The sequence below is a fragment of the Streptomyces sp. NPDC014801 genome (genome assembly GCF_043082085.1).
GTDB lineage: Bacteria > Actinomycetota > Actinomycetes > Streptomycetales > Streptomycetaceae > Streptomyces.
This window is the reverse complement of sequence record NZ_JBIBXG010000002.1, coordinates 356,706-380,228: the sequence shown is the minus strand read 5'-3', so window position 1 is coordinate 380,228 and position 23,523 is coordinate 356,706. Positions and strand designations below refer to the sequence as shown.

The following is a 23,523-nucleotide window of genomic DNA, read 5'->3' as shown; positions in this document are numbered from 1 at the left end:
TACTAACGCCGGTGCGGTCGTGGATCTTCCCCCTCGACGGGGGCCCGGGGCCGTCGAAGCGGGTGTCGCTGCTGCGCCGTTCGTCGGAAGGGTGGACCGATGGGTGAGGATGGGCCCATGTCCGATGCCTTCACCACCCGAGTGCTCCACGTGTCCTCCGGATCCCGGGAGGCCGTCGTCGACCTCACCGGCGACTGCGAGGCCTTCCTGCGGGAGGCGGCCGGCGGCCGCGACGGCCTGCTCAACGTCTTCGTACCGCACGCGACGGCGGGGATCGCCGTGATCGAGACCGGTGCCGGGAGCGACGACGACCTGCTCGCCGCGCTGCACACCCTGCTGCCGGCCGACGACCGCTGGCAGCACCGCCACGGCAGTCCCGGCCACGGCCGCGACCACGTCCTGCCGGCCCTCGTCCCGCCCCACGCCACGCTCCCCGTCATCGCGGGCCGTCTGGAGCTGGGCACGTGGCAGTCGGTGTGCCTGGTCGACACCAACAAGGACAACCCGCACCGGCAGGTCCGGCTGAGCTTCCTGGGCTGAGCTTCCCCCGGTGCGGCCGTGAGGGCCTGAGAGCCTGAGGGCCGGTGGCCTGAGGGAAGGGCGGAAGGGGCCCGCGGACCCCTTCCGCCCCGCCTGCCGTCAGGAGTTGATCATGTCCCGCACCTGGGCATAGACGGTCGCGTCGGAGAGCAGCCCGGTGTGGCTCAGACAGGCCGTCTTCGTGTTGGCCGCCCCCGAGAGCGCGACGGAGCTGTCGGGGTTGATCACGGTGTCACAGGGCGACCACCAGGTCGCGTAGCGAGGGGCGCCCGGCGTCTCGTCCCCGGAGTTGAGGGAGGCGAGGAACGACGAGCCGATGCGCATCTCGGTGCACGAGGTGTCGAAACAGCTGTTGGCGCTGTCGGTGCCGTGGTTGGGGCCGCCCAGGGACACCCAGGCGTCGACCTTGTCGCCGCCGCCGAGGTTCTTCAGGAAGTAGCGGGAGGACAGGCCGCCCATGGAGTGGCTGACGATGTCCACCTTGGTGGCGCCGGTGGCCGAGAGCAGCCGGTCGACCTCGGCGGAGAGCTGCTGGGCGGTCGTGGCGTTCGACTGGTGCCAGTCGTAGGTCCACTGGTCGAGGTGGGAGGAGGGCCAGCCGTCGTTCTGGAAGCGGCCGGCCATGGTGTTCCAGTTGCTGCCGTCTCCGGTGTAGCCGTGCACGAACAGGACGGGGTTGCTGGTGGGGGTGAAGCTGGAACTGCTCGACGCCTGGGCGGGGACGGAGGTCTGGAGGGCGAGAAGGGTTGCGGCGGCAGCCACGGCGGTGGCCACGAGGGTTCTGTTCACGGGGGGTCCTCACAGGAGCGGTACGGGGAGTGTGCAGACACCGGTGTGAGGGGGTGGCGGCGTGAGCGTACTGGCCGGTAACCGCCTGCGGTCAAGACGCGTGCACCGATCTTTCGGCACGGGCGTCGCGAAGAGCTCCCGTGGGGGCACGCGGAAGGGCCCGTTTCCGTGCGGGCATGCGGAAGGGCCCGTTTCCGTGCGGGCATGCGGAAGGGCCCGCACCCGAAGCGGGTGCGGGCCCTTCGAAGGCGCCGGTGTCAGGCCGGGAGGATGTTCTCCGCCTGCGGGCCCTTCTGGCCCTGCGTGACGTCGAACGTCACCCGCTGGCCCTCCTGCAGCTCACGGAAGCCCTGGGTGGCGATGTTCGAGTAGTGCGCGAACACGTCCGGGCCGCCGCCGTCCTGCTGGATGAAGCCGAAGCCCTTTTCCGAGTTGAACCACTTCACGATGCCGCTGGCCATGATTTTCTCCTCCGCATGGGGTAGTGACGGGCGCTTCGCACCTCGCGAGGCCCGGTCGCCGCAATGACCCCCACCGGGAGAATCCCCGGCATAAAACAAACGCGCCTGAAGGTCACAAACCGTCAGGCGCGCACAAAGTCATGGGTACCAAAACTGCAACGCATTCACTGTAGCACACCGCGGCCGGGTGCCCCGGCGCGCAGGCCGTCCATGACGAGGTCCAGCAGGCGGCCGGCGCGGGCGGGGGCGTCCTCGGCGGCGCCGACGTGCCACAGGCCGGCGATGGCGAGCATGAAGTCCTCCGCGCCCACCCCGGGCCGGATCGTGCCGGCCTTCTCGTTGGCGCGCAGCAGCCGCTCGGCCGCCTCGGACACGGCGGTGGGCGCCGGTTTCGCCGGGCCTCCCGGGGCGCTCGTGGCCTGGCGCAGCGCGTCGGCCAGCCCTGCCTTGGTCATCGCGAACCGGGCGAGACGGTCCATCCAGGTGCGCAGCGCCCGCTGCGGGTCCTGCTCGCGCAGCAGCGCGTCCGCGCTGTCGGCGACCTGCTGCATCTCGTGCCGGTAGACCTCCAGGACCAGCGCCTCCCGGCTCGGGAAGTTGCGGTAGAAGGTGCCCTGCCCGACGCCGGCCTTCTTGGCGATCTGGCTGAGCGGGGCGTCGGCGTCGCGGGTGAGTTCGGCCAGGGCGACCTCCAGGATGCGCTCGCGGTTGCGCTGGGCGTCCGAGCGGCGTGGCGCCTCGGGCGCGTCCTTCTTCGGCTGCACTGGGTCCTCCTCACGGGTTCGTGGCCGAACCCGGCCTTGCTAAGCGGACAGCTGTCCGTTAGGTTCGTACGGTCTAGCGGACAGCTGTCCGGTTAGCGCCTTCCTCACCATAGCGCCTGCCTGCCCCGACGTCTTCTCCGCCCGCTCCACCCAGCCCCACGGGAACGTCTCCGCCTGCTCTTCGCGAAAGAAGGCTGATCATGGCCACAGCGCCGTCGTCGACGCACAGCGCCGTCACCCTGCACATCAACGGCGAGAAGCACACGCTGACCGTCGACCACCGCACCACCCTGCTCGACGCCCTGCGCGAGCGCCTCGATCTCACCGGTACGAAGAAGGGCTGCGACCACGGGCAGTGCGGCGCCTGTACCGTCCTCGTCGACGGGCGGCGCACCGTCGCCTGCCTGCAGCTCGCGGTGGCGGCCGAGGGCCGGGACATCACCACCGTCGAGGGGCTGGCCGAGGGCGACGAGCTCCACCCGGTCCAGCAGGCCTTCCTCGACCTCGACGGCTACCAGTGCGGCTACTGCACGCCCGGCCAGATCTGCTCCGCCGTCGCCATGATCGAGGAGCACGCCCGCGGCTGGCCCAGCGCCGCCACCGGCGACGTGAGGCCCGAGGCGGGACCGCCGCCGCTGACACCCGAGGAGATCCGCGAGCGGATGAGCGGCAACCTGTGCCGCTGCGGCGCCTACGTCTCGATCGTCGAGGCCATCACCCGCGCCGCCCAGGAGCAGTCCGGCAAGGACGAGGAGGCGGCGGCATGAAGGAGTTCGGCTATCAGCGCGCCGCGGACGTCGCCGGCGCCGTCGCCCTGCTCGGCGCCGACCCGGACGCCCGCTACCTCGGCGGCGGCACCAACCTCGTCGACCTGATGAAGTCCGGCGTCGAGCGGCCCGCCCGCCTCGTCGACGTCCGCGAACTGCCCCTGGACCGCGTCGAGTCGACTCCCGAGGGCGGCCTGCGCATAGGCGCGACCGTCACCAACAGCGACCTCGCCGCCCACCCCGACGTCCGCCGCCGCTACCCGGCCCTCGCCCAGGCGGTCCTCGCCGGCGCCTCCGGCCAGCTGCGCAACATGGCCACCGTCGGCGGCAACCTGCTCCAGCGCACCCGCTGCGCCTACTTCACCGACGTCACCCAGCCCTGCAACAAGCGCGTCCCGGGCAGCGGTTGCCCCGCCCGCACCGGCGAGCACCGCGGCCACGCCATCCTGGGCGCCTCCGAGCACTGCGTCGCCGTGCACCCCTCCGACATGGCGGTGGCGCTCGCCGCCTTCGACGCCGTCGTCACCTACGAAACCGCCGAAGGCCCCGGCGAGGTGCCGCTCGCCGACTTCTACCTGCCGGTCGGCGACACCCCGCACCGGGAGACCGCCCTGCCGCCCGGCGCGCTGATCACCGGCGTCACCCTGCCGGCGGCGCCCACCGCCGCCCACTCCCGCTACCGCAAGGTGCGCGAACGGGCCTCCTACGCCTTCGCCATCGGCTCCGTCGCGGCCGCGCTCGACGTCCGCGACGGCCTGGTGCACGACGTGCGGCTCGCCTTCGGCGCGGTCGCCTCCCGGCCCTGGCGGGCCCGCACCGCCGAGGAGACGCTGACCGGCCGGCCCGCCACACCGGACGCCTTCGCCGCGGCCGCCGACGCCGAACTGGCCGCGGCCACCCCGCTGCCCGACAACGGATACAAGGTGACCCTCATGCGCAACCTCGTCGTGGCCGTGCTCACCGAACTCGCCGAGGAGACCGCCCGATGACCACGACCACCACCGCCACCACCCTGCGCTCCGTCGGCACCGCCCACACCCGCGTCGAGGGCCGCGACAAGGTCACCGGAGCCGCCCGCTACGCCGGCGAGATACCGTTCGCCGACCTCGCCCACGGCTGGCTGGTGACCTCCACCGTCGCCCGCGGCCGGATCACCGCCGTCGACACCGAGCCCGTCCTCGCCATGCCCGGCGTGCTGGCCGTCCTGCACCACGGCAACGCCCCCCGCCTGGACACCGAGTACACGGGACTGCTCGGCACCCCCGACCGCACCTCCGCGCTCTTCCAGCACGACCGTGTGCCGCACCTCGGCTGGCCGGTGGCGCTCGTCGTCGCCGAGACCTCCGAACAGGCCAGGGAAGCCGCCGAAGCGCTCGTCGTCCACTACGAACAGCAGCCGCACGACGTCGACTTCGGCCGCGCGGGCGAGGACGCCTACGCCCTCGACGGGCACATGCCCGGGGTCGCCGAGAAGGGCGACCTGACGGCGGAACTCGCCGCCTCCGCCGCGGTCGTGGACGAGGAGTACACCACTCCTGAAGAGCACCACTCGATGATGGAGCCGCACGCGGCCACCGCCCACTGGGACGGCGGCCGGCTCGAGATCGTCGACTCCAACCAGGGCACCATGTGGGTCGCGCACGAGCTCGCCCTGCTCTTCTCGCTCGACCCGGCCTCCGTGCACGTGCGCTCCGAACACGTCGGCGGCGGCTTCGGCAGCAAGGGCGTGCGCGCCCACCAGGTGGCCGCCGCGCTCGCCGCGACCACCCTCCAGCGGCCCGTTCGCGTCGTGTTGACCCGCCGTCAGATGTTCTCGCTGGCCGGCTACCGCAGCCCCACCCGGCAGCGGGTGAGGCTCGGCGCCGACGCCGCCGGGCGGCTGCGCGCCCTGGAGCACAGCTGCCTCAGCCTGACCTCGACGGTGCACGAGTTCGTCGAACCGGGCGCCGCACCCGCCCGGGTGATGTACGACGCCGACGCCCACCACACCGCCAACCGGGTCGTACGGCTGGACGTGCCGACCCCGACCTGGATGCGCGCGCCCGGCGAGGCACCGGGCTCCTTCGCGCTGGAGTCGGCGCTCGACGAACTCGCCGAGCGGCTGGGCCTGGACCCCATCGAACTGCGCGTGCGCAACGAACCCGAGGCCGGGCCCGTGTCCGGGCTGCCGTTCGCCAGCCGGCACCTGATCGCCTGCTTCGAGGAGGGCGCCCGCCGCTTCGGCTGGGCCGACCGCGACCCGCGGCCCGGCCTGCGACGCGAGGGACGCTGGCTGCTCGGCACCGGCACCGCGGCCGCCTCCTTCCCGGCCGGTTCCGCCCCCTCCACGGCGGCCGTCACCGCCGAGGCGGACGGCACCTTCACCGTCCGGGTCAACGCCGCCGACATCGGCACCGGCGCCCGTACGGCGCTCACCCTCGTCGCCGCCGACGCGCTGCAGGTCACCCCGGAGCGGGTCCGGGTGCTCATCGGCGACAGCGACTTCGGGCAGGCCTGGATCGCCGGCGGGTCCATGGGCACCCGCTCCTGGTCCTGGGCGGTCACCGCCGCGGCCGGCGAACTGCGCGAACGGCTCGCCCTCGGCACCGCGATCCCGCCGGAGGGCCTGACCGTGCGCTCCGACACCACCGAGGCCGTCGGCGCGCTCAGCCAGAAGGAACGGCACTCCTTCGGCGCCCAGTTCGCCGAGGTCGCGGTCGACGTGACCACCGGCGAGGTGCGGGTGCGGCGCATGCTCGGGATCTTCTCCGCCGGCCGGATCATCAACCCGCTCACCGCCCGCAACCAGCTCGTCGGCGGCATGATCTGGGGCCTGTCCATGGCCCTGCACGAGGAGGCGGCCCGCGACCGGGCCACCGGCGGCGTGGTCGGCGCGGACCTCGCCGGCTACCACGTCGCCACCCACGCCGACATCCCCCAGGTCGAGGCCGACTGGATCGAGGACGTCGACCCGGACGACCCGATCGGCATCCGGGGCGTCGGCGAGATCGGCATCGTCGGGGCCGCCGCGGCCGTCGCCAACGCCGTCTGGCACGCGACCGGCGTACGCCACCGCGCGCTCCCCATCCGGCCGGACCGGGTCATCCAGGCGGGGGAGCCGCGTGCTTGACATCGCCGCGGAGCTGCACCGCTGGGCCGAGGAGGGCCGGGACTTCGCCGTCGCCACCGTCGTGTCCGTCGGCGGCAGCGCCCCGCGCGGACCCGGCGCCGCGCTGGCGGTCGACGCCGACGGCACGGTGATCGGCTCGGTCTCCGGCGGCTGTGTCGAGGGCGCGGTGTACGAACTGTGCGTGCAGGCGCTCGCCGACGGCGAGAGCGTGCTCGAACGCTTCGGCTACAGCGACGAGGACGCCTTCGCCGTCGGCCTCACCTGCGGCGGGGTGATCGACATCCTGGTCACCCCGGTCCGCGCGGGGGACCCCGCCCGCGCGGTGCCGGCGGCGGCGCTGGCCGTCGCCGGCCGCGGCGAGCCCGTGGCCCTGGCCCGCGTCGCCCGCGGCCCCGCCGGGCTGCTCGGCCACGCCCTGCTCGTCCACGGCGACGGCCGCATCGACGGCACCCTCGGCGGCCACCCGGACCTCGACCGTACGGCGGCGGCGCAGGCCCGCGCCCTGCTGGAAGCCGGCCGCACCGGCACCGTCGAACTCGCCGAGGACGGCACGCACTGCCCCGGCGGGCTCACCCTGTTGGTGGAGTCGAACGTGCCGCCGCCCCGGATGATCGTCTTCGGTGCGGTGGACTTCGCGGCCGCCCTCGTCCGCGCCGGGAAGTTCCTCGGCTACCACGTCACGGTGTGCGACGCCCGCCCGGTGTTCGCCACCCCGGCACGCTTCCCCGACGCCGACGAGGTCGTCGTCGACTGGCCGCACCGCTATCTGCAGGCGACCCGCACCGACGCCCGTACGGTGCTGTGCGTGCTCACCCACGACGCCCGCTTCGACGTGCCGCTGCTGACCGTGGCGCTGCGCCTGCCGGTCGCGTTCGTCGGCGCGATGGGCTCGCGCCGCACCCACGCCGACCGCGAGCGCCGCCTGCGCGAGGCCGGCCTGACCGGACGGGAGCTCGCCCGGCTGCGCTCCCCGATCGGCCTCGACCTCGGAGCCCGTACGCCGGAGGAGACCGCCCTGTCCATCGCCGCCGAGATCGTGGCGACCCGACGCGGCGGCACGGGGCTGCCGCTCACCGGCTCGGACCAGCCGATCCACCGCGACCCGGAGCGAAACGACCACACGGCAGCGGCCTGACCCCGGCCACCGCCGGCCGCGGGCGAGGGCCGGAGCTGGGTCGCCCCGCACGTCACACACCGGCGCCGCCCCGAGCTGGGCGGCGCCGGTGCGCGGTCCGGCCCGAGAGGAGCGTCTGCCCGCCCCACCGAGCGGTCACGCGCCCGCGCGCCCAGCGGTCGGGCCCGTGCGTGCCGAGCCGACACGCACGGGCGTGCGCGCAGCGCTGTCACGCTCGCGCGCCCAGTGGTCACGCCCCCGCGTGCCGAGCCGTCACGCAGCGGGCTGCGCCGAGCGCTGTCACGCCCACGCGCTTAGCGGTCGGGCCCCCGCGTGCCGAGCCCATACACACCGGCGGGCGCCCAGCCCTGTCACGCCCGCGCCTCGTGCCGTCACGCCCCCGCGATGCGTTCCGCCGCTGCGATCGCGCAGACGCGGGCTGCGCCGTGGGTGGCCAGGTGGAGCGCCCCGCGGGGCGGGGACTGGGCGACGCCCATCTCGATCACGATCGTGTCGGGGCGGGCGGCGAGAAGGGTGTCGAGGGCGGAGCCCATCCACGCGTGGCGGTGCTCGTCGCGCACGACGGCGACCACGCGGCGGCCCTCCGCCGCGGCGAGCGCCGCCGTCCCCGCGTCCTCTCCGGTGAACACGCCCGTGGCGGTGCCCGGCAGCAGACGGGTCAGCTCGACGCCCACGCCCCACGGCGTCTCGTCGCCGACGGCGATGTTCGGCGTGGGGCTGAAGGTGGCGACGTACACCGGCTCGGTGACCGCTCCCGTCTCGGCCGCGCCGGGCGTCACGGTCACGGCCCGGCGGGCGGCGGTCAGGCCGATCTCCGGCTCGGCCGGCGCCCCGGTGCCCGCGGCCCGTACCGCCTTCGCGGTCCAGCCGGCCAGCTCCCGCACCCGGGCGGCCGCGTCGGCCAGCCGTTCCTCGGGCAGTTCACCGGAGCGGACGGCGGCCACCAGCGCGTCCCGCAGCCGCAGCACGATGTCCTCGTCGCACAGACCGCCGCCGACGCAGATCGCGTCCGCGCCGGCCGCGACGGCCAGGACGGTGCCCCGCTCGATGCCGTACGTGCCGGAGATGGCGCGCATCTCCATGCCGTCCGTGACGATCAGGCCCTGGTAGCCGAGTTCCCCGCGCAGCAGGTCGGTCAGGACGGGGCGGGAGAGCGTGGCCGGGCGGTCCGGGTCGAGGGCGGGCACCAGGATGTGCGCGCTCATCACGGCGCGCGTGCCGGCCGCGATCGCCGCCCGGAAGGGGGCGAGTTCGCGGGCGTGCAGCGTGGCCGTGTCCACGTCGATGCGGGGCAGGGCGAGGTGGGAGTCGACGCCGGTGTCGCCGTGGCCGGGGAAGTGCTTGGTGCAGGCGGCGATGCCCACGGACTGCAGGCCCTCGACGTAGGCGGCGGTGTGCCGGGACACCAGGGCCGGGTCGGCGCCGAAGGAACGCACGCCGATCACCGGGTTGTCGGGGTTGGCGTTGACGTCGGCGGACGGCGCCCAGTTGAGGGTGACGCCGCACGCGGCGAGCCGGCGGCCCAGCTCGCGGGCGACGCCCCGGGTCAGCTCGGTGTCGTCGACCGCGCCGAGGGCGTTGTTGCCGGGGAAGGAGGAGCCGGTGTGCACCTCCAGCCGGGTGACGTCGCCGCTCTCCTCGTCGATGGCGACGAGGACGTCCTCGCGTTCGGTCCGCAGCTGCGCGGTGAGCGCGGCGACCTGCTCGGCGGTGACGACGTTGCGGCCGAACAGGCCGACGGAGACCAGGCCCTCGCCGAGCCGGCGGCGCACCCAGTCCGGCGCGGTGGTGCCGGCGAAGCCGGGCTGCAGCACGGCCAGCGCGTCCCGGGCGACGGTGTCGCCCGCGGTGGATCCGCTGCCGGACGCGGTACTGGTGAATGTGGTCATCGGGGCGTTATCCCTTCACGGCGCCGTCGGTGAGGCCGCTGACGGCCTTGCGCTGCAGGAAGATGAAGAGGACCAGGATCGGGGCGGCGAACAGCGAGGAGGCGGCCATCGTGGCGCCCCAGTCGTCACCGAAGGCGGTGCGGAACTGGGAGATCCACAGCGGGAGCGTCTGCTTCTCGATGCTCTTGTTGAGGATCAGCACCAGCGGGAACTCGTTCCAGGCGGTGATGAAGCCGAACAGCGAGGTGGCCATCAGGCCCGGCGCGAGGAGCGGGAAGATCACCTTCACGAAGGCCTGGACGCGGGTGCAGCCGTCGACCATCGCGGACTCCTCCAGCTCCTTGGGCACCGCGGCGACGTAGCCGCGCAGCGTCAGGATCGTGAACGGCAGCACCATCATCATGTAGAAGACGGTCAGCGGCACCAGGCTGTCGAGCATGTCGCTGTCGCGCACCAGCATGTAGTTCGCGATGATCATGACCTCCCAGGGCGCCATCTGCGCCAGCATGAAGGTCACGACGAACACCCCGCGCCCCTTGAACCGCATCCGGGCGATCGCGAAGGACGCGAGCAGGGAGATCACCAGCGACAGCAGCACCGCCAGCACGGTCACGGTGACGGAGTTGCGCACCAGGGTCCAGAAGTGGTCGGCGTGCACCGCCTTGTCGAAGTGCGCGAAGGTGAGGTTCGTCGGGAACCACACCGGGTCCTCGGCGATGATGGCGCCCGTCGGCTTCAGGGCCGTGGCGAACATCCAGTAGACCGGGAACGCGAAGACCACGAAGAGGATGACGGCGGTCGCGTTGGGCCAGATGCGGCCGAAGATCGAGCGCTTCACAGCTCGTCCTCCTCTTGCTTGAGCACCATGCGCAGGTAGTACGAGGTCAGGGCGAGCAGGACCAGGACGGTCAGGAACGAGATGGCGGCGCCCATGCCGAAGTGCTGGTTGCCGACGCCCTCGACGAAGGCGTACACCGGCAGCGTCTCGGTGAGCCGGTCAGGGCCGCCCTCGTTCATGGCGAAGACCTGCGGGAAGGCCTTGAAGACCCAGATGACCTCGAGGAACGTCGTGGAGTACAGGAAGGGCCGCAGGAACGGGAACGTCACCGAGGTGAAGCTCTTCCAGGTGCCGGCGCCGTCCAGCGAGGCCGCCTCGTACAGTTCGCGCGGGATGGTGGTCGTCGCGGCGTACAGGTTGATCGCCACGAACGGGATGGACTGCCACACGATCAGCAGGGTGATGACGGAGAACGTCGAGAACTGCGTGCCGAGCCAGTTGTAGTCGGCCATCGCGTGCCAGCCGAGCTTGTCCAGCACCCAGTTGACGACGCCGAAACGCTGGGCGAACAGCCACTGGTAGACGGTGGTGGCGGCGATGACGGGCATCGCCCAGGCGAGCACCAGCCCGAGCAGGAGCAGCAGCCGCATCCTCCTGCCGAGCCGTGCCAGCAGCAGGCCGGTCAGCGTGCCCAGCAGCATGATCAGCGCGACGTTGGCGAGTGTGAAGAGCACCGAGCGCTTGACGACCCGCCAGAAGTCGGAACTGGTCAGCACCTCGCGGTAGTTGTCGACGCCGTTCCACTCGGTCAGGTGCAGGATGAGCTGGCGCGGGTTGAGGTTCTGGAACGACAGCATGCCGTTCTTCACCAGGGGCACGCCGAGCAGGATCAGGGTGGCGAGCAGCGCGGGCAGCAGGAGCAGGTAGGGGGCGGCGGCGGTGCGCCGGCCGCGTGCGGGCGCGGCCCGGCCGGTCCCGTCCCGCGGGGGCGAAGGAGCCTCGGCCTTGTGGACACCGGGCCCCCCGGCCGTGTCCGTGCCTTGGGTCTGCACTGGCATGGCTTGCCGTCTCTTCCGTGGCCGTACGGGCAACACATGAGGGGCCGGGGGCGGCGCGGTGGCCGCCCCCGGCGCGAGGTCGTCAGTTCTTCTGGGCGAGACGCTTGTTGATCTCGGCCTCGACGTCCTTGGCCGCGTCCGCCGGCGCCTTGCCGTTCAGGACCGCGGTCATGTAGCTCTTGATCGGGTTCGGGGTGTTCTCCACCGCGGCCCACTCGGGGATCAGCGGGGTGGTGCCACCGACGGCGGCGGCCGGCGCGGCGGCCTCGGCGACGGCGTTGCCCTTGAGGTTGCTCTCCAGGGAGGCCTTGTTCGGCACGATGCCGTTGAGCTTGGCCAGCTCGCCCTCGAACTGGTCGGACAGGGCGATCTTGAGGAACTGCTTCGCCAGGTCCTGTTTCTTGCTGCCCGCGGCGACGGCCAGGTTGGAGCCGCCGAGGAAGACGCTCTCGGGCTTGCCGGCGGTGGCGCCGGGGATGGTGAAGTAGCCGAGGTCCTTCTCGATGGCCTTGTTGGCGGTGACGGCGGTGGCCGCCTCCCAGCCCATGCCGATGAACGCGCCGGTCTTGCCCTTGGCGAACACCTCGGCCTGCTGCGGGGTCGCCTCGTCCTTGTCCTTGGGGGCCTTGGAGTAGGAGGCGTACTTCTTGTAGATCTCCATGGCCGCGCCGACCTTCGGGTCGCCGAGGTTGGAGACGTACTTGTCGCCGTCCTTCTTCACCAGGTCGGCGCCCTGACCGATGATCAGGCCGTCGAGGAAGTACCAGTTCTGGCCGGGCAGGTAGATCGGCTCGGCGTCGGTCTTCTTGCCGATGGTCTCCAGGTCCTTGAAGAACTCGTCCCGCGTCTTGGGGGTGTCCTTGATGCCGGCCTGGGCCCAGATCTTCTTGTTGTAGATGACGACGCGGTTGGCGAAGTACCAGGGGGCGGCGTACTGCTTGCCCTCGTAGACGGAGGAGGCGGAGACGGACGGCGTCCAGTCCGCGCCGATCTCCTGCTTGAGGTCGCCGAGTTCGGCGAGGCCGCCGGTGGCCGCGTAGGCCGGGGTCTGGGTGTTGCCCACCTCGATGACGTCCGGCGGGTTGGACTCGGAGAGGGCGGTGGTGATCTTCTGCTGGATCCCGTCCCACTTCTGGATCTCGAACTTGACCTTGGCGCCGGTCTTCTGCTCGAAGGCCGCCTGCACGTCCTTGGTCCACTGGGCCGGGGCCGAGCCGTCCATCGTCCACACGACCAGCGTCTGGCCCTTGGAGCTGTTCTGCCCGGCGTCCTTGCCGTTGTCGTCGCTGTCGCCCCCGCACGCCGCAACGGACATCATGATGCCTGCGATACCGATCGCGGCAACCAGCTTGCGCTTCACGCCACCCCTCCTAAGGAATACCTCTCACCCACGCCCTCGGCGGTGACCTGCGAAAACGGCGCTTCTGCACGCTGGGCTGGGGACCTGGCCTCAAATGGTGTAGACCAGCACCGCGAGCTTGGCCTAGACCTATGGGGCTGTCAAGGGGTGTTCGGGGACCCGATGTCCGTCGTGACCGGAACGTCACCGGCCTCCGCCTGGGGAGCGGCGCCCCTGGTTGGACTAGACCAAGGTCGGTCTCCCCGCTATAACGGAGAACCGCTGAGCGGGCCGCGTCCGCCGTCCGTCGGCCGATCGGACAGCGGAGCCGGGAAGGCGGGTCATGAGCACCGACGTCAGCAGCGCCCACGACGAGCGAGGGGTCCCGGACCGGGCCGAGCGGGTGCCGAAGTACTACCGGATCAAGAAGCGGCTGCTGGAGATGACCGACGCCCGGCCGCCCGGCGCGTCCATGCCGCCGGAACGGCTGCTGGCCGTGGAGTTCCGCACCTCGCGCACCACCATCCGCAAGGCCCTGCAGGAACTCGTGGGCGAGGGCAGGCTCGACCGGGTCCAGGGCAAGGGCACGTTCGTCGCGCGCCCCAAGGTGTACCGCACCCTCGATCTGACCTCCTACACCGAGGACATGGAGGCGCAGGGGCTGCGGCCGGCCTCGCAGACGCTGGAGATCGGGTACGTCACCGCGGACGCGCAGCTCGCCGGACTCCTCGGGCTGGTCGCCGGCGACCGGGTGCTGCGCGTGGAGCGGCTGCGGCTGGCCAACGGCGAACCGATGGCGATCGAGGCGACCCACCTTCCGGACCGCCGCTTCCCCGGGCTGCGCGCGAACCTCGCCAAGTACACCTCCCTCTACACGGCACTCGCCGAGCAGTACGGCGTACGGCTCGCCGAGGCCGACGAGACCATCGAGACCTCGCTGGCGACGCCCCGGGAGGCGGGGCTCCTCGGTACGGACGTCGGCCTGCCGATGCTGCTGCTGTCCCGTCACTCCCGGGACGCGGAGGGCCGGCCGGTGGAGTGGGTCCGCTCGGTGTACCGCGGCTCGCGCTACAAGTTCATGGCCACGCTGACGCGACCGATCGGGTGAGCCCGGCGCCGACGGTGGCGCGCGACATCCCTGAGCCTTGGGGGCAGGCGGACCCGCACGTCCGGAGAAATTGGATACCAAAATTGCCCGAACGGCTACGGTGAGGTTCAGAACCCTTGTGAGGTAGCCGAATTTTGGTATACAAAACGGGGACCTGCTGAACGTCGCCCAGGTCTCAGGAGTCCCCATGTGTCTGGATCCGGTTCCCCCGCCTCCCGCCCGGCTCACCCGGCGCGGTGTCCTCGCGGGCGCCGCCGCACTCGCGGGGACGGCCACCGTGCCGGCCGTCGCCGCCCCCGCGGCGGCCCTTCCGGCCCCGGGGACGGAGTCCGGCGGTCCCGCCGGCGACCTCGTCATCGAGGGCGGCACCCTGCTCGATCCGGCCACCGGCGAGGTCACCGAGGACGCGGTCGTCGTGGTCCGCGGCGGCACCGTGCGCTGGGCGGGCCGGCGCGGCAGGGGTCCCGTCCCCGCGGACGCGCGGCGGCTCGACGCGCACGGCCACTGGGTGCTGCCCGGCCTGGTCGACGCCCACATCCACCTCAGCACCGTCGCCGAGGCACGCGCCGCGGTGACCCAGGGCGCCACCAGCGCCCGCAGCGGCTCCACCACCTTCTTCCAGGACATCGCCGTACGGGAACTGGCCCGCCGGCTCCCCACCCGGGCGCCGCGCCTGACCGCCGCCGGTGTCTTCGTCACTCCCGACCTCGGCGAGTCGGTGCTCGCCGACCCCGACCTCGCGCCCCTGGCCGCACTCAAGGACGGCGTCCGGTCCGCGCAGGCGCTGCGGCGCGTCGTCGAGGTCAACCTCGCCCGGGGCGCGGACGTCGTCAAGACCCGGGTCAACGAGCGCGCGGGCCTGCCCGAACAGGACCCGCTCACCCAGGTCTACTCCTACGAGCAGCTCTCCGAGGTGGTCGCGGCGGCCCGCCGGCGCGGCAAGGGCGTGCTGTGCCACAGCTACAGCGCCCAGGGCTGTGACGACGCCGTGCGCGCCGGGATCCGCTCGCTGGAACACGGCGTGTTCGTCGCCGAGCGCACCCTGCACGAGATGGCGCGGCGTGGCACGTACTTCACGCCCACCCTCACCGCCATCGCCGGCATGGCCGGCGACCCGGACCCGGTCCTCGACGAGCGCGGCCGCACGTTCCTGCCCGTGCTGAAGGAGGCGGTGCGGACCGCGCACGCGCTCGGCGTACCGCTGGCCGCCGGCACCGACTCCTCCGGCGGCGACGTCAGTCCCATCGGCGGCGAGGTGGTCCTCATGCACAGTGCCGGCCTGTCACCGCTGGACGCGATCCGCACGGCGACCACCGGTGCCGCCCGGCTGCTCGGTGTGGAGGGCACCGTGGGCCGGCTGGCCCCCGGGTACGCCGGCGACGCCGTGCTGCTGGCCGGCGATCCGCTGTCCGATCTGACGGTCCTGACCCGGCCGGCGCACGTCGTCCGCGCGGGTCAGGTGCTCTGACGGTCCGTCAAAAACCTTCCATCCGGCGCGAGTCGTCCCGAGCGGGCCCCTGCCGCACGGGACGGTTCGCGCTGCCCTTTTCCGCCCGGAAAAACGCCATTCCTCAACTTCCGTCCGATCTCTTGACGGTGGTCTTCGGCGAAAACTACGTTCATTCGCGCGGAAGTTAACTTCCATTTCGTGGAAACCTCTGAACGTTCCCGCTCTCCCCCCGGAGTCCCGTATGACTGCGCTGGACAACCGGTCGTCCGTGGAGACCAGCAGCACCCCGAGCCCTGGTCTCTACACGTACGATCTCGCCCCCACGAAGAAGGAAGGGCGCCGCTGGGGCGCCTACAACGTCTTCACCCTGTGGGCCAACGACGTGCACAGCCTCGGCAACTACGCGTTCGCCATCGGACTGTTCGCGCTCGGGCTGAACGTGTGGGGCATCCTGGCCGCCTTCGCGCTCGCCTCCGTCCTGCTCTTCCTGCTGCTCACCCTGTCCGGCTTCATGGGACACAAGACCGGCGTGCCGTTCCCCGTCATGAGCCGGATCGCCTTCGGCATCCACGGCGCGAAGATCCCGGCCGGCGTGCGCGGCCTGGTCGCCATCGCCTGGTTCGGCATCCAGACCTACCTCGCCTCGTCCGTGCTGAGCACCCTGCTCGTCGCGATGTTCCCGGGCCTCGGCCGGCTCGACGACGACTCCCTGCTCGGCCAGTCCACCCTCGGCTGGATCACCTTCCTGGCGCTGTGGGGCCTGCAGGTCCTCATCGTCAGCTACGGCATGCAGATGATCCGCCGCTACATGGCGTTCGCCGCGCCCACCACCCTGATCACCATGTGCGCCCTCGCCGCCTGGATGTTCTTCCGCGCCGGCGGATCGATCTCCCTGTCCGACGGCGACCCGCTCACCGGCGGCGCCATGTGGCTGCAGATCCTCCAGGCCGCCGCGCTGTGGGTGGTCATCTACGGCACGTTCGTGCTGAACTTCTGCGACTTCACCCGCTCCGCCCGCAGCCGCGCGGCCATCGTCCGCGGCAACGTCGTCGGCATCCCGGTGAACATGCTCTTCTTCGCCGTCATCGTGTGCGTCCTCAGCGGCGCCCAGTTCAAGCTCGACGGGCACGTCATCACCAGCCCGACCGACATCGTGCGGACCATCCCGAACATGGCGCTCCTCGCCGTCGCCTCGCTCGCGCTGATCGCCCTCACCGTGGCCGTCAACCTGCTGGCCAACTTCGTCGCCCCGATCTACGCCCTGGTCAACCTCTTCCCGCGCACACTCGACTTCCGCAAGGCCGGCCTGGTCAGCGCGGCCCTCGGCCTGGTCATCACGCCCTGGAACCTCTACGACAACCCCGTCGTCGTCAACTACTTCCTCGGCGGCCTCGGCGCCCTGCTCGGCCCGCTCTTCGGCGTCGTCATGGCCGACTACTGGCTGCTGCGCCGCTCCCGCGTCAACGTGCCCCACCTGTACACCGAGGACGAGGCCGGCGACTACCACTACCGGCGCGGCTACAACCCCAAGGCCGTCGCCGCCTTCGTCCCCAGCGCCGCGGTCGCGGTCACCGTCGCCCTGGTGCCCCTCTTCCACTCCGTGGCCGGGTTCTCCTGGTTCATCGGCGCCTTCCTCGCCGCCGCCCTGTACGCGCTCGTCGCGGACCGCTCCAGCGCCGCGCGGGACGTGGACGGCGAGGCCATCGCCGTCGCCGCCGAGTGAGCCGGCCCGGTCCCGTCCGCCACGCCAGCAAGAAAGCCGAACGATGCGCATCCTCGTCGTGAACGTCAACACCACGCAGTCCATCACCGACGCCATCGGCAGGACGGCGGCCACCGCGGCCTCGCCCGGCACCGAGATCGTCCCGCTGACCCCGGCGTTCGGCGCGGAGTCGGTCGAGGGCAACTACGAGAGCTACCTCGCCGCCGTCGCCGTCATGGAGACCGTGCGCGCCTACGACGGGCCCTACGACGCCGTCATCCAGGCGGGCTACGGCGAGCACGGCCGCGAGGGACTGCAGGAACTCCTCGACGTTCCCGTCGTCGACATCACGGAGGCGGCCGCGAGCACCGCGCAGTTCCTCGGCCGCAGCTACTCCGTCGTCACCACCCTCGACCGCACCGTCCCGCTCATCGAGGAACGCCTCCACGTGGCCGGACTCGGCGCGCGCTGCGCCTCGGTACGGGCCAGCGGGCTCGCCGTACTCGACCTGGAGGAGGACGAGAAGGCGGCCGTCGACGCCATCGTCGAACAGGCCGCGTACGCCGTCGAACGCGACCGGGCGGAGGTGATCTGCCTGGGCTGCGGCGGTATGGCCGGCCTCGCCGAACGCGTCGTGGAGCGCACCGGGGTGCCCGTCGTGGACGGCGTGGCCGCGGCCGTCACCGTCGCCGAGTCGCTGGTCCGGCTGGGGCTGCGCACCTCCAAGGTGCGCACCTACGCCCGCCCGCGGCCCAAGCTCATCGCCAACTGGCCGCCCATGGCCCTGTGACCCGTTCCCGTCCCTCTCCCGCCACCGGCCGAGGTCCCGCCACCGGCTAAGGTCACAGTGGCTTGGTCCCCACGGCACCCCGGCACCCGCACAGCGCCGGCGCGCCGACCGGGGACGTGACGAGAGAAGGACGGCCATGACGGGGTCAGAGAGGTTCACGCCCGAGTCCGAGCGCGTGACCAGGCAGCTGCGCGACGAGATCCTCGACGGCGTACGGCAGCCGGGCAGCCGGCTGGTCGAGCGCGAACTCGCCGAGTCCCTCGGAGTCAGCCGGCTGCCCGTCCGGGACGCCCTGAAGACGCTCGTCGCCGAGGGGCTGGTCACCCCGCGGCCGCGCACCTGGGCCGTGGTCCGCGAGTTCACCCCGTCCGACGTGGCCGACCTCGACGAGGTGCGCGGCGTGCTGGAGACCCTGGCGTTCCGGCTCGCCGCGCAGCGCCACACCCGCGAGGGGCTGCGCCGGCTGCGCGCCGACCTCGACCGCGAGCTGGACGCGGCGCGGGCCGGCGACGCCGTGGGGGCCCGCCGCGCGGCGGCCGACTTCCACCAGACGGTGATCTCGCTGGCCGCGAACGAGTTGCTGAGCGAGCTGGAGCGGGTCATGCGCAGCCGGGTGCGCTGGCTGCTCGGCCAGCACGACGACCTGCTCGGCATCGCCGAGGAACACGAGGCCCTGTACCAGGCCATCGCCGACCGCGACGTCGCGCGGGTGGAGTCCCTCGTCCTGAACCACCTCGCCACGAGCCGCGCGGCGGTCCAGGACCACCGCACCCACGACACCGCCTGACACCCGCCTGCCGGGGGGCCGGGCACCGGACCGCCGCGCCCTCCGTGCGGCGCCGCGCAGGCACCTCCGCCGGCCGCCGGCCCGGACCCGGACCCGGCGCGCCGGCGCGCCCGGCGCTGTCGCCGGGTCAGCAGGGTCGGCTCATGAACAGGGCCGTTTCTCCCTCCGATTCCGTGCCCGTGTACAGGGACGTGTCCAGGCCGCACAGTTCGAAGCCGGCTCGCCGGTAGAGGCGGACGGCGGGGGCGTTGAGGTGGGTGACCTCCAGCCACACATGGCCGGCGCCCACGCGCCGCCCCCGTTCCACCGCCCGTTCCAGCAGCGCCGCGCCGATGCCGCGGCCCCGGTGGGGCGGGGCCACGCACAGGTCGGCGACGACCAGCCGCCGGTTCCACCGCTGGAACACGGTCGTCACGTAGCCGCACACCCGCCCTTCCGCCTCGGCCACCACGGTCCGGGTGTCCGCGTCGTCCGCCTCCCCCTCCCCGTCGTCCGGGAAGGTCTTGCGGACCGGCGGGTCCACCGCCCTCTCCACGATCGTGAACCCGGTCTCCGTGCGGCGTACCGCGAAGACGGTGTCCGTCGTGAAGGACCCGTCGATGCTCTCGACGGCGGCCCGGTCCTGCGGCCGTGCGGCGCGGAAGGTGACGGCGGCGCGGCCGTCCTCGGTCGTCCCCATGGTCCCGGAGCGTAACCGGCCGGCCGCGCCGTGATTGCGGCCCCGTCCGGGATGCCCGAGCCTGGGGGAGTGCGCCGGGTTCGCGGAAGGACGATGCGATGACGACCGATGTGCCGCGGGACGCCGAGCCGCAGGACGCCGAGCGCCGGCGGCTCGCCGAGGCCGACGCTGGTGACGTGGCCTGGCGGCGCTGGGGGCCGTATCTGAGCGAGCGGCAGTGGGGCACCGTCCGCGAGGACTACAGCGCCGACGGCGACGCCTGGTCGTACTTCACCCACGACCAAGCCCGCTCCCGCGCCTACCGCTGGGGCGAGGACGGCATCGCCGGGGTCAGCGACGACAAGCAGCGCCTGTGCCTCGCGCTCGCCCTGTGGAACGGCCGCGACCCCATCCTCAAGGAGCGCCTGTTCGGCCTGACCAACGCCGAGGGCAACCACGGCGAGGACGTCAAGGAGTGCTACTACCACCTCGACAACACGCCCACGCACTCCTACATGAAGTACCTCTACAAGTACCCGCAGGGCGCCTTCCCCTACAGCGACCTCGTCGACACCAACCGGGCCCGCGGCCGCGGCGAACCCGAGTACGAACTGCTCGACACCGGGATCTTCGACGAGAACCGCTACTTCGACGTCGTCGTCGAGTACGCCAAGGCCGGCCCGGAGGACCTGCTGGTCCGCATCACCGCGCACAACCGCGGCCCCGACACGGCCACCCTGCACCTGCTGCCGACGCTGTGGTTCCGCCACACCTGGTCCTGGGCCGGCGGCACCGCCGTGCCGGTCCTGCGCCAGACCCCCGGCGCGATCCTCGCCGACCACGAGGAACTCGGCACCCGCCGGCTGTACCACGACCCGGCCGCCGCCACCTGCTTCACCGGCAACGAGACCAACAACGAGCGGATCTTCGGCAGCCCCGACACCACCCCGTACGTCAAGGACGGCATCGACCGGTACGTCGTCCACGGCGAGCGGGACGCCGTCGACCCCGCCCGCACCGGCACCAAGGCCGCCGTCCACCACGTCCTCACCGTCCCCGCCGGCGACAGCGCCACGATCCGCCTGCGGCTGACCGACGCCGAACTCGCCGACCCGTGGGGCGACTTCACCCAGGTTCTCGACGCCCGCCGCGCCGAGGCCGACGCCTTCTACGCCGCGCTCACCCCCGACGGCATGGGGGAGGAGGAGCGGCGCATGGTCCGCCAGGCCCTCGCCGGAATGCTGTGGAGCAAGCAGTACTACTACCTGGACGTCGAACGCTGGCTCGCCGAGCACGGCGTCGACCCGCTCGCCGTCGACCCGCGCGTCCGCAACAGCGGCTGGTACCACATGGTCAACGACGCGATCATGTCGATGCCGGACACCTGGGAGTACCCCTGGTTCGCGGCCTGGGACCTCGCCTTTCACACGCTCGCCCTGGCCATGGTGGACACCCATTTCGCCAAGGACCAGCTGGAGTTGCTGCTGCGCCGCCTCTATCTGCACCCCAACGGCCAGATCCCGGCCTACGAGTGGAACTTCGGCGACGTCAACCCGCCCGTGCACGCCTGGGCGGTGCTCTTCGTCTACGAACTCGACAAGCACCGCACCGGCCGCGGCGACCGCGTCTTCCTGGAACACGCCTTCCAGAAACTGATGAAGAACTTCTCCTGGTGGCTCAACCGCAAGGACGTCGACGGCAACAACGTCTTCCAGGGCGGCTTCCTCGGCCTGGACAACATCGGCGTCTTCGACCGCAGCGCCCCGCTGCCCACCGGCGGCCGGCTGGACCAGGCGGACGGCACCGCCTGGATGGCCCTGTACTGCCAGAACCTGCTGGAGATCGCGATCGAACTCGCCGTCGACAACCCGGTCTACGTCGAACAGGCCCAGATGCTCTTCGAGCACTTCGCATGGATCGCCGTCGCCATGAACCGCATGGGCCGCGACAACGCCAGCCTGTGGGACGAGGAGGACGGCTTCTTCTACGACGTGCTGCGCATGCCCGACGGCCGCGCCACCCCGCTGAAGGTGCGCTCCCTGGTCGGCCTGATCCCGCTCGCCGCGACCAGCGTCATCGGCGGCCGCGCCGACCGCAGCTTCCCCGAACTCGTACGGGGCGCGAGGGAGTTCATCGAACGCCACCCCGCCGTCGAGGCCTTCGTCGAGCAGCACGTCACCGCCGACCCCAACGACGACGGCCGCTATCTCTTCGCGCTCTTCGGCGAGGACCGGCTGCGCCGCATCCTGGCCCGCATGCTCGACGAGGACGAGTTCCTCGGCCCGTACGGCATCCGCTCGCTGTCCCGGTACCACGCCGAGCACCCCTACACCTTCGAAGTCCACGGCGAGCGCTACGGCGTCGGCTACCTGCCCGCCGAGTCCGATTCCGGCATGTTCGGCGGCAACTCCAACTGGCGCGGACCGGTGTGGCTGCCGGTCAACGTGCTGATCATCCGCGCTCTGCTGAACCTGCACGCCTACCACGGCCCCGAGTTCACCGTGGAGTGCCCGACCGGCTCCGGCAGAGAGCTGAACCTGTACGAGGTCGCCCGCGAGATCTCCGACCGGCTCACCGCCACCTTCCTGCCCGGCGCCGACGGCCACCGCCCGATCCACGGCACCCAGGCCGTCTACGCCAAGGACCCGCACTTCCGGGACCTCGTCCTCTTCTACGAGTACATCCACGGCGACACCGGCGCCGGCCTCGGCGCCTCCCACCAGACCGGCTGGACCGGACTCGTCGCGGCCACCGCGACCCTGTTCCGCACCATCGGCGCCGACGACTGGCACCGCGGCGGCCGGGACTCCCTGAAACCCGAGGAGCCGCGCCCATGACGGTCGTGTACGAGATCAACACCCTGGTCTGGCTGCGCGAGCTGAGCGCACGGTACGGCCGCACCGTGCGCCTGGGCGACGTGCCCGGCGAGGCCTGGGACGAGATCGCCCGGCCCGGCCTGGACACCGTGTGGCTGATGGGGGTGTGGGAACGCAGCCCGGCCGGCCTCGCCCTCGCCCTGCGCGACCCGGGCCTGCTCGCCTCCTTCCGCGCGGCCCTGCCCGACCTCACCGAGGCCGACCTCGCCGGCTCCCCCTACTGCGTACGCGACTACGTCGTCGACGCCCGCCTCGGCGGACCGGACGGACTGGCCGCGGCCCGCGCCCAGCTCGCCGCCCGCGGACTGCGGCTGATCCTCGACCACGTCCCCAACCACGTCGCCCCCGACCACCCCTGGACCACCGGCCGGCCCGGCTGCCTGATCCAGGGCACCCGCGCCGACCTGGAGCGGGCCCCCGACGCCTTCCTCGACATCGCCGGACGGGTCTGCGCCCGCGGCCGCGACCCGTACTTCCCGCCCTGGCCGGACGTCGTCCAGCTGAACGCGTTCAGCGCCGAACTGCGGGACGCGACCGTCGAGACGCTCGTCGCGATCGGCGACCAGGCGGACGGCGTGCGCTGCGACATGGCGATGCTCATGACCAACGAGGTGTTCGCCCGCACCTGGGGCGAGCGGGCGGGAGCCGTCCCGGCCGAGGACTTCTGGCCGTACGTGCTGCCGCGCGTGCGCGCCCGCCACCCGGAGATGCTGTTCGTCGCCGAGGCCTACTGGGACATGGAGTACGCCCTCCAGCAGCAGGGCTTCGACCACGCCTACGACAAGCGGCTCTACGACCGGCTCGTGCACGAGGACGCCGAGCAGGTCCGCGCCCATCTGCGCGCCGGCCTCGGCTACCAGCGCGGCCTCGTCCGCTTCCTGGAGAACCACGACGAACCCCGCGCCGCCGCCGCCCTCCCCGGCGACCGGGAACGCGCGGCGGCCGTCACCGTCGCCACGCTGCCCGGGGCGACCCTGTGGCACGAGGGCCAGTTCGAGGGCCGCCGCACCCGCCTGCCCGTCTTCCTCGCCCGCCGCCCCGCCGAGGAGCCCGACGAGGACCTGCGCGCCTTCCACGCGCGCCTGCTGCCCGCCGCCGCCGCGGTGCGCCGGGGCGACTGGCGCCTGCTGGAGACCGCCGGACTGCCCGGCGACGACACCCATCGCGCCCTGCTCGCCTGGAGCTGGAGTGCCGGGGACGCCCGGCACCTGGTCGTCGTCAACCACTCCGACGGCACCGCGCGGGGCCGCGTCCGCCTCCCCTGGGAGGATCTGCGCGGCACCGGTCACCGGCTGACGGACCTGCTCACCGGGCACTCCTACGACCGCGACGGCGACGAACTGGCCGACGCCGGACTCCACGTCGAACTGCCCGCCCGGCAGGCCCATGTGCTCGCCGTGCCGGTGCCCGGCGCCGGGCGCGACACCCTGCGTACGGCCGCCGTCACCGCCTGACGCAGCGGGCCTGTTCGAGTGGTGCCCCCGCCGACGCGGGCGTAGCGTCGACGACGGACCCGGCACCCT

General features: G+C 72.4%; 20 protein-coding genes. 12 read left to right on the top strand and 8 right to left on the bottom strand.

What is annotated here, in order from left to right; all coding sequences use genetic code 11:
* Positions 1-117: 117 nt before the first annotated feature.
* A complete protein-coding gene (locus ACF1AL_RS05235) occupies positions 118-540 on the top strand; it encodes a secondary thiamine-phosphate synthase enzyme YjbQ (RefSeq protein WP_391659095.1) in 423 nt (140 codons plus the stop codon).
* Between the two features lie 99 nt (positions 541-639).
* On the opposite strand, the gene ACF1AL_RS05230 is transcribed toward ACF1AL_RS05235, so the two are convergent.
* The 3 genes from ACF1AL_RS05230 to ACF1AL_RS05220 all read right to left on the bottom strand — a co-directional run bounded on the left by ACF1AL_RS05230 (position 640) and on the right by ACF1AL_RS05220 (position 2,554).
* Positions 640-1,329 (bottom strand): esterase/lipase family protein, encoded by a 690-nt coding sequence (locus ACF1AL_RS05230; RefSeq protein ID WP_391696639.1) that lies wholly within the window; start codon positions 1,327-1,329, stop codon positions 640-642.
* 257 nt (positions 1,330-1,586) lie between these two features.
* A complete protein-coding gene (locus tag ACF1AL_RS05225) occupies positions 1,587-1,790 on the bottom strand; it encodes a cold-shock protein (protein ID WP_366840140.1) in 204 nt (67 codons plus the stop codon).
* Between the two features lie 164 nt (positions 1,791-1,954).
* Positions 1,955-2,554 carry a TetR/AcrR family transcriptional regulator gene (locus tag ACF1AL_RS05220; RefSeq protein WP_391779000.1) on the bottom strand — a complete coding sequence of 200 codons (600 nt, stop codon included), beginning with the start codon at positions 2,552-2,554 and terminating at the stop codon, positions 1,955-1,957.
* A 200-nt stretch (positions 2,555-2,754) separates the two neighbouring features.
* On the opposite strand from ACF1AL_RS05220, the gene ACF1AL_RS05215 reads away from it, so the two are divergent.
* Genes ACF1AL_RS05215 through ACF1AL_RS05200 form a run of 4 tightly spaced genes read left to right on the top strand, consistent with a single transcriptional unit; the run spans position 2,755 to position 7,565 of the window.
* Positions 2,755-3,321 carry a (2Fe-2S)-binding protein gene (locus ACF1AL_RS05215; protein ID WP_386419951.1) on the top strand — a complete coding sequence of 189 codons (567 nt, stop codon included), beginning with the start codon at positions 2,755-2,757 and terminating at the stop codon, positions 3,319-3,321.
* On the top strand, positions 3,318-4,310 hold the full coding sequence (locus ACF1AL_RS05210) for an FAD binding domain-containing protein (protein ID WP_391778999.1): 993 nt from the start codon (positions 3,318-3,320) through the stop codon (positions 4,308-4,310). The genes ACF1AL_RS05215 and ACF1AL_RS05210 overlap by 4 nt, the downstream gene beginning before the upstream one ends.
* The gene (locus tag ACF1AL_RS05205) at positions 4,307-6,430 is read left to right on the top strand and encodes a xanthine dehydrogenase family protein molybdopterin-binding subunit (protein ID WP_391778998.1); all 2,124 of its coding nucleotides are present in this window, start codon (positions 4,307-4,309) and stop codon (positions 6,428-6,430) included. The genes ACF1AL_RS05210 and ACF1AL_RS05205 overlap by 4 nt, the downstream gene beginning before the upstream one ends.
* Positions 6,423-7,565 carry an XdhC family protein gene (locus ACF1AL_RS05200; protein ID WP_391778997.1) on the top strand — a complete coding sequence of 381 codons (1,143 nt, stop codon included), beginning with the start codon at positions 6,423-6,425 and terminating at the stop codon, positions 7,563-7,565. Before ACF1AL_RS05205 ends, ACF1AL_RS05200 begins: the two co-directional genes overlap by 8 nt.
* Before the next feature lie 371 nt (positions 7,566-7,936).
* On the opposite strand, the gene ACF1AL_RS05195 is transcribed toward ACF1AL_RS05200, so the two are convergent.
* The 4 genes from ACF1AL_RS05195 to ACF1AL_RS05180 all read right to left on the bottom strand — a co-directional run bounded on the left by ACF1AL_RS05195 (position 7,937) and on the right by ACF1AL_RS05180 (position 12,650).
* Positions 7,937-9,454 carry a glycoside hydrolase family 3 protein gene (locus ACF1AL_RS05195; protein WP_391778996.1) on the bottom strand — a complete coding sequence of 506 codons (1,518 nt, stop codon included), beginning with the start codon at positions 9,452-9,454 and terminating at the stop codon, positions 7,937-7,939.
* A gap of 7 nt (positions 9,455-9,461) precedes the next feature.
* The gene (locus ACF1AL_RS05190) at positions 9,462-10,292 is read right to left on the bottom strand and encodes a carbohydrate ABC transporter permease (RefSeq protein WP_391778995.1); all 831 of its coding nucleotides are present in this window, start codon (positions 10,290-10,292) and stop codon (positions 9,462-9,464) included.
* Positions 10,289-11,290, bottom strand: a complete 1,002-nt coding sequence (locus ACF1AL_RS05185) for a carbohydrate ABC transporter permease (RefSeq protein WP_391696657.1) — start codon at positions 11,288-11,290, stop codon at positions 10,289-10,291. The genes ACF1AL_RS05190 and ACF1AL_RS05185 overlap by 4 nt, the downstream gene beginning before the upstream one ends.
* Positions 11,291-11,372: 82 nt before the next feature.
* Positions 11,373-12,650: an extracellular solute-binding protein gene (locus tag ACF1AL_RS05180; RefSeq protein ID WP_391778994.1), complete on the bottom strand. Its 1,278-nt coding sequence runs from the start codon at positions 12,648-12,650 to the stop codon at positions 11,373-11,375.
* A gap of 322 nt (positions 12,651-12,972) precedes the next feature.
* On the opposite strand from ACF1AL_RS05180, the gene ACF1AL_RS05175 reads away from it, so the two are divergent.
* The 5 genes from ACF1AL_RS05175 (at position 12,973) to ACF1AL_RS05155 (ending at position 18,466) form a co-directional block, all read left to right on the top strand.
* On the top strand, positions 12,973-13,737 hold the full coding sequence (locus ACF1AL_RS05175) for a GntR family transcriptional regulator (RefSeq protein ID WP_391778993.1): 765 nt from the start codon (positions 12,973-12,975) through the stop codon (positions 13,735-13,737).
* A 187-nt stretch (positions 13,738-13,924) separates the two neighbouring features.
* Complete coding sequence (locus ACF1AL_RS05170) at positions 13,925-15,205, top strand: amidohydrolase family protein (RefSeq protein WP_391778992.1); 1,281 nt, start codon at positions 13,925-13,927, stop codon at positions 15,203-15,205.
* Positions 15,206-15,428: 223 nt separating this feature from the next.
* Positions 15,429-16,910: an NCS1 family nucleobase:cation symporter-1 gene (locus tag ACF1AL_RS05165; RefSeq protein ID WP_391696667.1), complete on the top strand. Its 1,482-nt coding sequence runs from the start codon at positions 15,429-15,431 to the stop codon at positions 16,908-16,910.
* 43 nt (positions 16,911-16,953) lie between these two features.
* Positions 16,954-17,679: an aspartate/glutamate racemase family protein gene (locus ACF1AL_RS05160; protein ID WP_391778991.1), complete on the top strand. Its 726-nt coding sequence runs from the start codon at positions 16,954-16,956 to the stop codon at positions 17,677-17,679.
* A gap of 136 nt (positions 17,680-17,815) precedes the next feature.
* A complete protein-coding gene (locus ACF1AL_RS05155; RefSeq protein ID WP_391696673.1) occupies positions 17,816-18,466 on the top strand; it encodes a GntR family transcriptional regulator in 651 nt (216 codons plus the stop codon).
* A 127-nt stretch (positions 18,467-18,593) separates the two neighbouring features.
* Here ACF1AL_RS05155 and ACF1AL_RS05150 read toward each other — a convergent pair whose 3' ends face one another.
* Complete coding sequence (locus tag ACF1AL_RS05150) at positions 18,594-19,145, bottom strand: GNAT family N-acetyltransferase (RefSeq protein WP_391778990.1); 552 nt, start codon at positions 19,143-19,145, stop codon at positions 18,594-18,596.
* A 98-nt stretch (positions 19,146-19,243) separates the two neighbouring features.
* Here ACF1AL_RS05150 and ACF1AL_RS05145 point away from each other — a divergent pair, with 98 nt between their 5' ends.
* Positions 19,244-21,961: a glucosidase gene (locus ACF1AL_RS05145; protein WP_391778989.1), complete on the top strand. Its 2,718-nt coding sequence runs from the start codon at positions 19,244-19,246 to the stop codon at positions 21,959-21,961.
* On the top strand, positions 21,958-23,454 hold the full coding sequence (locus ACF1AL_RS05140; protein ID WP_391778988.1) for an alpha-amylase: 1,497 nt from the start codon (positions 21,958-21,960) through the stop codon (positions 23,452-23,454). The genes ACF1AL_RS05145 and ACF1AL_RS05140 overlap by 4 nt, the downstream gene beginning before the upstream one ends.
* Positions 23,455-23,523: the final 69 nt, after the last annotated feature.

What these genes read in the sequence shown, in the direction of transcription:
- ACF1AL_RS05185 (WP_391696657.1), bottom strand. Translation starts at nt 11,290, where the DNA reads ATGCCAGTGCAGACCCAAGGCACGGACACGGCCGGGGGGCCCGGTGTC.
- ACF1AL_RS05150 (WP_391778990.1), bottom strand. Translation starts at nt 19,145, where the DNA reads ATGGGGACGACCGAGGACGGCCGCGCCGCCGTCACCTTCCGCGCCGCA.
- ACF1AL_RS05210 (WP_391778999.1), top strand. Translation starts at nt 3,318, where the DNA reads ATGAAGGAGTTCGGCTATCAGCGCGCCGCGGACGTCGCCGGCGCCGTC.
- ACF1AL_RS05140 (WP_391778988.1), top strand. Translation starts at nt 21,958, where the DNA reads ATGACGGTCGTGTACGAGATCAACACCCTGGTCTGGCTGCGCGAGCTG.
- ACF1AL_RS05145 (WP_391778989.1), top strand. Translation starts at nt 19,244, where the DNA reads ATGACGACCGATGTGCCGCGGGACGCCGAGCCGCAGGACGCCGAGCGC.
- ACF1AL_RS05195 (WP_391778996.1), bottom strand. Translation starts at nt 9,454, where the DNA reads ATGACCACATTCACCAGTACCGCGTCCGGCAGCGGATCCACCGCGGGC.
- ACF1AL_RS05205 (WP_391778998.1), top strand. Translation starts at nt 4,307, where the DNA reads ATGACCACGACCACCACCGCCACCACCCTGCGCTCCGTCGGCACCGCC.
- ACF1AL_RS05235 (WP_391659095.1), top strand. Translation starts at nt 118, where the DNA reads ATGTCCGATGCCTTCACCACCCGAGTGCTCCACGTGTCCTCCGGATCC.
- ACF1AL_RS05160 (WP_391778991.1), top strand. Translation starts at nt 16,954, where the DNA reads ATGCGCATCCTCGTCGTGAACGTCAACACCACGCAGTCCATCACCGAC.
- ACF1AL_RS05155 (WP_391696673.1), top strand. Translation starts at nt 17,816, where the DNA reads ATGACGGGGTCAGAGAGGTTCACGCCCGAGTCCGAGCGCGTGACCAGG.
- ACF1AL_RS05175 (WP_391778993.1), top strand. Translation starts at nt 12,973, where the DNA reads ATGAGCACCGACGTCAGCAGCGCCCACGACGAGCGAGGGGTCCCGGAC.
- ACF1AL_RS05165 (WP_391696667.1), top strand. Translation starts at nt 15,429, where the DNA reads ATGACTGCGCTGGACAACCGGTCGTCCGTGGAGACCAGCAGCACCCCG.
- ACF1AL_RS05215 (WP_386419951.1), top strand. Translation starts at nt 2,755, where the DNA reads ATGGCCACAGCGCCGTCGTCGACGCACAGCGCCGTCACCCTGCACATC.
- ACF1AL_RS05170 (WP_391778992.1), top strand. Translation starts at nt 13,925, where the DNA reads ATGTGTCTGGATCCGGTTCCCCCGCCTCCCGCCCGGCTCACCCGGCGC.
- ACF1AL_RS05225 (WP_366840140.1), bottom strand. Translation starts at nt 1,790, where the DNA reads ATGGCCAGCGGCATCGTGAAGTGGTTCAACTCGGAAAAGGGCTTCGGC.